Origin of the sequence: Microcystis sp. LSC13-02 (assembly GCA_002282935.1) — a bacterium.
Lineage (GTDB): Bacteria > Cyanobacteriota > Cyanobacteriia > Cyanobacteriales > Microcystaceae > Microcystis.
The window spans coordinates 1-6,082 of record MTBT01000278.1 but is presented as its reverse complement, the minus strand read 5'-3'; the positions used below and the strand labels follow the sequence as shown (position 1 = coordinate 6,082).

Genomic DNA, 6,082 nt, shown 5'->3' with positions numbered 1-6,082 from the left:
AAGAATTCCCAGTAAAGTGATTCACCAATTAGCTGAAAAAAAAGCCAAAGAATTCAACCAATTAGTCTCGTGGGCCTATGATGTAGAAGGGTTGAAAAAACCCCATGATTTTCTCATTATTTATCCTGCTGCGGCAGCAACTCCTCCTGCACTACCACCTAGTAACAATAATGTAGATCAAAATATACAAAAACTACTAGGAAAGCATCCTATTTCTCAATTTATCGACAAGGAAAAGGAAAATGATGTTAAAGTTGCTGTCAAAGAGTTGATTAATCAATCTTCGTTCACAAAAAAGAATTTTCAAATTATAGAAGAAGCTTTAATCGATTCACAATTTACAGATGATGTTTGGAATAACTCTATTTTTGCAATTTTAGATATTAATCAAATCACTAATGATTCATCTTATCCTCCTATTTATCTTCGTGTTTATCTTCTATATTCTTTAATTTTTCCTAAAAGATTACCTGACTTTTTAACATGGTTGAATCGCAAAAAAATAGGCAGTGAAGCCTATACTCTTATTCAAGAATTTAGTCGAAATTTACAAAACAATCTTAGTCAATTACGAAAAAACCAACAGAAATTAACGATTGATAACCACCTAAAACAGGGTGTTAATTACCTAATTTTTCATCTAATTCAACATCCTGAATTATTAGAAAGTGTCGTTTGGTTAGTAACAGATAAAAAGGGATTATGGGGTGGAGCTTATCAAGAATTTATTAATAATTTATGGGCAGATATTAAACAGATTGCCAGAAATTATAAAACTGCTAAAACAAAGTTAGATGAAGATATCAAACAGAAAACAGGTTCTCGTTATTCTATTACTTACCCAGCAGATATAAAAAATGCTTTAAAAGGAAACAGTTATGAGCTTACCTATGCTTCTGAAAATTTAACCATTTTTAATCAAAAAGAATGGCAAGAAATAAAAGATTATTTCATTGATTTAATCTGGTATAAAGATGGTAAAAGCACTAAAAATGAGCGCTTTCTTCCCCTAGCTGATCTTCTTTATACTATCACACAAAATAAGCCGAAGAATGCTCAATTTAATGTTGAGACTGATTATCGTTTACCCGCTATTTTTTATCAAATTTCTACGGGTGATGTTCCAAATTCTTTATGGAAAGAATGCCAATTTTCTCGGAACAATAAAGCAACAATTATTCAAATTATTCATGAGAATAAATCTCTAATAGACCTCAAAAGACGTTTAAATAAATTAGAGAAAACAGCAAGAATAATTTTAAATACAGCCTACGAGATTCCCGAGCTTCTCACTGCATCGGTTAGTATTCCTATTTGGGCTTTAATTTGCGCTTGTCCGCTTTTAGTCTTAGGGGGTTTTGGCTTAGGAAAATGGACGAATAATGATGTTAGTATTGTTCCCCCATCCCCCTCTTTCTCTCCATCACCTTCTCCATCCTCTTCTGTATCCCCATCTCCCTCTCCATCTCCACCACCTGTAACAAGTTGGAATGCAACGGTTAAGGCGATTGATGCTTTACGCGATGAATTTGTTAAGATGGGGCAAGATAAATTAGATGTTGAAGCTGCCATTATTAAAAATATTGCTGCTGGTTTTACTTATGCGTATAAAGCTGATAATCAAGATGCTTGGACTCCTAAAATCAAGAAGTTTCAGAAAGAAAATAGTATTACAGAAACAGGCTTTATCAGTCAAAGTGATAAAACTTATAAAGCCCTAAAATGCAAAGTTGCTGAGGAATTAAAACTAACTGATCAAGTTTCAGATTGTCCAGCAAACTTTAATTAATTATAATCGTTAATAGTGGGGCGCAAGTGTTTTGCGTCCTAAGTAGGTAGGTGTTAAAAGTTGTCAGACACCACCCTTATCAAAGGGGACAGGGGGGATCGAACCTAAAATCCATTTTTAATTTAATTATAACCAGCTACTTATCTGTACTTGATATTATTATCAATTAGATCAGAGAAAAATCAATTAAATCTCGTTTTTCAGGGCGAATAAAGCCTAAAATAATATCATCTTTGGGAACTCCTTTTTCCAACAAAATTCTTGTTACTCCCGATTCTAATCCATCCCATTCAACATAAATTTTCTGCTCAACAATTCGTAAATGTAAGATGACGAAATGAGTTCTTTTTGAGTCATACCAACCCACATCAACTAATAAATAATTATCAGAAGCCTCATCTATAATACCTAGAGTATCGCAATCTTTTTGACTGGGAGAATAGCGAGAATGTTGATGAATAATTTCTTTGATAACTTGACGATAATGTGTTACTTTATCCACTGATTAATTACCTCCAATTCTGGATTAAATACGATTAAAAAAACTAATTGATCACTGATAACTTCTTGAATCGGTTCTAAAGAAAAGAAATCCTGATAAACATCATCAGGAATAGCTAAATACAGCCGTCTCTGTGGTTCAAGTCGTTTCAGGAAACTCCTATAAACATTATATTGCCCAATGGCTTTTTCGAGTTCTATCATCAAGGAGGGACTATTAAAAACTTTAATTTCTACTAGGATTTTCTCTAAATCTTTTTGTGCGGCAAAGATTCTTTCTGCTCCCAAATCAGCATAAAGACGAATTCCTTTATAATCAAGAGTAAAGGGATCATCCGTAATTTGCCAACCTTCCTTAATTAAAGCTTGTTTAACTTGATTGTGATAGAGATCATATCTAGGCATAAAATTATAAATAGTTTACGGTTGCTCGCTAAAAGCTTAAAGCAGATTGAGCTAACCAGTCCAAGACTAAACCTATCCTATGGTAAAACATTTGAACTTTTTGCAGTATTTTGTGTTATTCATATTTTCATCCTCTCCCCTGCATAACTTCCCCCCGATCCTACGATAAAAGATTGAATAGAGACTCATTTTAGGGTGATCGCTGTTATTAGTACATATATTCTAAGTAATAATCCTTACTTTTGACAAAAAACCATGAGCATTATTGAGATTCACGAATTTAGTACAGGAGTTAAAGTACAATCTTCACAAGTTTTGTGGTGGGTGGAAGATTACACCGAAGAAGACTTTATGAATTGTACCTTAGAACCGATTCCCGATGTGGTTTATCAAGCCATTGATGAGGAATTATTAAAAATTCCTTGCTTTCCTCAAAACTTGCCTGAAAAAGAAAAATTTGTTATAATCGGTCGAGAAGTTAAAAATAAAAAAGAGGCTTGGTCAATTATTGCTGTTATTAGTAAAGGGATAAATAGCGAAAGAGAAGAAGTATTATTATATCGTTATTTTATAGCGCAAGGATTAGGAAAATTAACGGATTTATTGGCATGGTTTAATACTAATAACAAGCCAGCTTTCAACCCTTTTGATCGAAAATCTATCGGACAACCCCACTTGTATGATAATTCTAACACCCGTCATAATGATGCTTTAAAATTGCCGCAATTTCAAGCATTATTAAAAGAAAAAAATCCTTGTTTAGTGATTCCTCATGATCTAACCTGTACGGTTATTATGATCAATCAACTGGCAGAAAGAAGAAAAAAGAAAAACAAATTAATTGCATGGACTTATCAGATTGAAGCAATTTATAAACCCCAAACCTTTCAAGTGATTTATCCTCTAAACTCTGATGCTGAAAAGCATCTTAGGAAAAAATTTTCTCAAAGGTTAATGCCTCAGATTTTTAATCATTTATTAGGTTTTTCTCGTGAATTTTATCAACTAATGACCCATCCTATTAAAGTACCGCTCTTTCTTTTGGTGGGTATCTTTTTCGTTGGTGGAACTCTGATTTCTTTCCCTGCTTGTCTTGTTTTATTTGCGGGTTTTTCCTGGTCTATCTTATTTATTATTGGCATCTTAATCATGTTTTTGCTAGGCTTTTATTTGGGAGGTAGTTCCTAAATAAAAAGTAAGCGATATCGTCAACTTTATTCCCTTTCAAAACCAATTCAATTATTAAAAAACTAAAGACCATGCCAAATTTATTGCAAACCCTCAAACAAAATTATCAAAAAGCCTTATTATTTGCCTTATATGGAGGAATTGGCTGTTTAATCATAGCTCTAATTTTAGGAGAATGGTTTCTTCATTTAACCGAACTTCCTCCCCTACCTAAAACCGAGCAAAAAGCGGTTATTCTTTTAATTGATTCATCAAGTAGTATGAACGATGGCAAATTAGAAGAAGTCAAAACTGCGGCAATCAATTTTATTAACCGTCGCAACTTCTCAAAAGAACAGTTAGGGGTGATTAACTTCGGTGAAACGGTTAATATTATCACTTCTTTAAGCACTAATCAGGCACAATTAAATCAGGGAATTAAAAGCTTGCAGCCCCTAGGAGGAACACCGATGGCAGCAGGAATTAAACAAGCGATCGCATCTTTATCTTCCACTGACAATAATCGTTATATTTTACTGTTTACCGATGGAATGCCTCAGTCTCAATTTCAAGCTATTCTAGCAGCTAATAAAGCTAGAAATCAATCAATTTTAATGATTGTTGTCGCCACAGGAGATGCTGATATTCAATACTTAACCCGCTTAACAGGCGATCCTAATTTAGTTTTTTATGCGAATTCTGGCGAAATTGATCAAGGGTTTCGTCAAGCAGAATTAGCGATTAATAATCAGCAATTATTAGAATCAAAAACAACAGGTAATTATAGCTTAACTTATTCTTCGTTAAGAACAGGAGGATGGACAGTTATTATCACTTTAGGGTTATCTTTAACTTTAATTGTTGCTCAGAATCACTATTTACATCGTCGTCTTTTAACCATCAAAGAAGCTTTCCTGATTTTAATAGGAAGCACTATTGCTGGTTTAATCGCAGGAGCGATCAGTTCTTCTCTATTTACCATTTTAACCAATCTTCCTAATTCTGAATTAATCGCCGGGGTCATTAATTGGGGAATTGCCGGGACAATTACTTTTGGAATTCTCAATTCAATCAGACGTAATATTGCTTTAAAGGAAATCTTGATCCGAGGTTTTCTACTGGGAATTATTGCTGCTGTAGCCTGGATTTTCACCATCGATTATTTAGGGGATGCAGGAATCTTGATAGCTGTTTTTATTGTCGGTTGTGGAGTCTATTATACTTTTTATTCAAAAGGGTTAGCTTTGTTTTTTGGCATTATTGTTCTCTTTTCAGGATCATGGTTATTATTACCGGCTGTTAATTTTTCCTCAGCCTTAGAAATTGCCATTCGTTTGATTGCATGGACGATTTTAGGAGCTATCGTCGCTTTAGGTATTTCTTATTTTATTCCCAATTTACAAAGATTTAGAGCTCTTTTAGGCGGTAGCTTAGGGGGGAGTTTAGCGTCAATTGGATTTCTCCTCATGTCTTTAATATTAACTCAATTTATTCCCATAGAAACCAGTTTAGCAGATCGGTTAGGACGTTTAATTGGTGCATTTATTTTAGGGTTTTGTATCGGTTTGATGATCTTTTGGGAGGAGGAACGTCAATTACAAAAAAGTACATATTTATTAATTCAGTGGAATGATCAAGAAAGTCGTAAAATTCTTTTAGGAGAAATTCCTATTTGGTTAGGTTCTTCTCTCGATGCTCAAATTGCTTTAAGTAAGACTAAATATCCCGATAAATTTGCTAAAATTTTTAAAGCAGGAAATCAAGTATTTTTTGAGTTTCATTCTGATTATGCTCAAGCAAAAGGAATTAAAATTACTCAACAGGAATGGTCATCAAGTCAGTCTCGAACTTTTGACGGAATTACACTGACAATTGTTGATGAAACCAGATAAATTTACTGCTGGTGAGTAGTCATAAATAAAGTAAGTACCTAAGCAAAATTAATTACACATATCTAACCCCCTCTTGCCTTTTACCTCTTGCCTTTTGGCTATCTTTACTAGGAAATTAATTTTGCACTACTAAGCTAAAACGCACTGGTAATGATTCGGTAGTAGTGGCGTAGCTCTCTTGCTTACCTGGTATGAATTGTGTAAAATATTTATTAATAAAAATAATTGGAACCCGAGCAGTCTTTAAACCTCTAGCTTGATCATGACTTTTCTGATAAATATCTTTTTCTGGCTCCTGTCTGGCTTACTGAAATATCAGTCTAGCACC

Annotated in this window: 4 protein-coding genes and 1 pseudogene; 3 read left to right on the top strand and 2 right to left on the bottom strand. The window is 33.8% G+C overall.

Annotated features, from left to right (window positions below; translation table 11 throughout):
- Nucleotides 1–1,789: pseudogene (locus tag BGL89_RS17425) on the top strand (hypothetical protein); the annotation flags it as partial.
- Between the two features lie 166 nt (nt 1,790–1,955).
- Here BGL89_RS17425 and BGL89_RS17420 read toward each other — a convergent pair.
- Nucleotides 1,956–2,291 (bottom strand): XisI protein, encoded by a 336-nt coding sequence (locus BGL89_RS17420; protein ID WP_286826799.1) that lies wholly within the window; start codon nt 2,289–2,291, stop codon nt 1,956–1,958.
- A complete protein-coding gene (locus BGL89_RS17415) occupies nt 2,279–2,695 on the bottom strand; it encodes an element excision factor XisH family protein (protein ID WP_286826798.1) in 417 nt (138 codons plus the stop codon). Before BGL89_RS17415 ends, BGL89_RS17420 begins: the two co-directional genes overlap by 13 nt.
- Nucleotides 2,696–2,950: 255 nt before the next feature.
- On the opposite strand from BGL89_RS17415, the gene BGL89_RS17410 reads away from it, so the two are divergent.
- Together BGL89_RS17410 and BGL89_RS17405 are read left to right on the top strand one after the other, a co-directional pair.
- Nucleotides 2,951–3,883, top strand: coding sequence for a hypothetical protein (locus tag BGL89_RS17410; protein ID WP_286826797.1), 933 nt, complete (start codon nt 2,951–2,953; stop codon nt 3,881–3,883).
- Between the two features lie 71 nt (nt 3,884–3,954).
- Nucleotides 3,955–5,754 (top strand): vWA domain-containing protein, encoded by a 1,800-nt coding sequence (locus BGL89_RS17405; protein WP_286826796.1) that lies wholly within the window; start codon nt 3,955–3,957, stop codon nt 5,752–5,754.
- Nucleotides 5,755–6,082 lie beyond the last annotated feature (328 nt).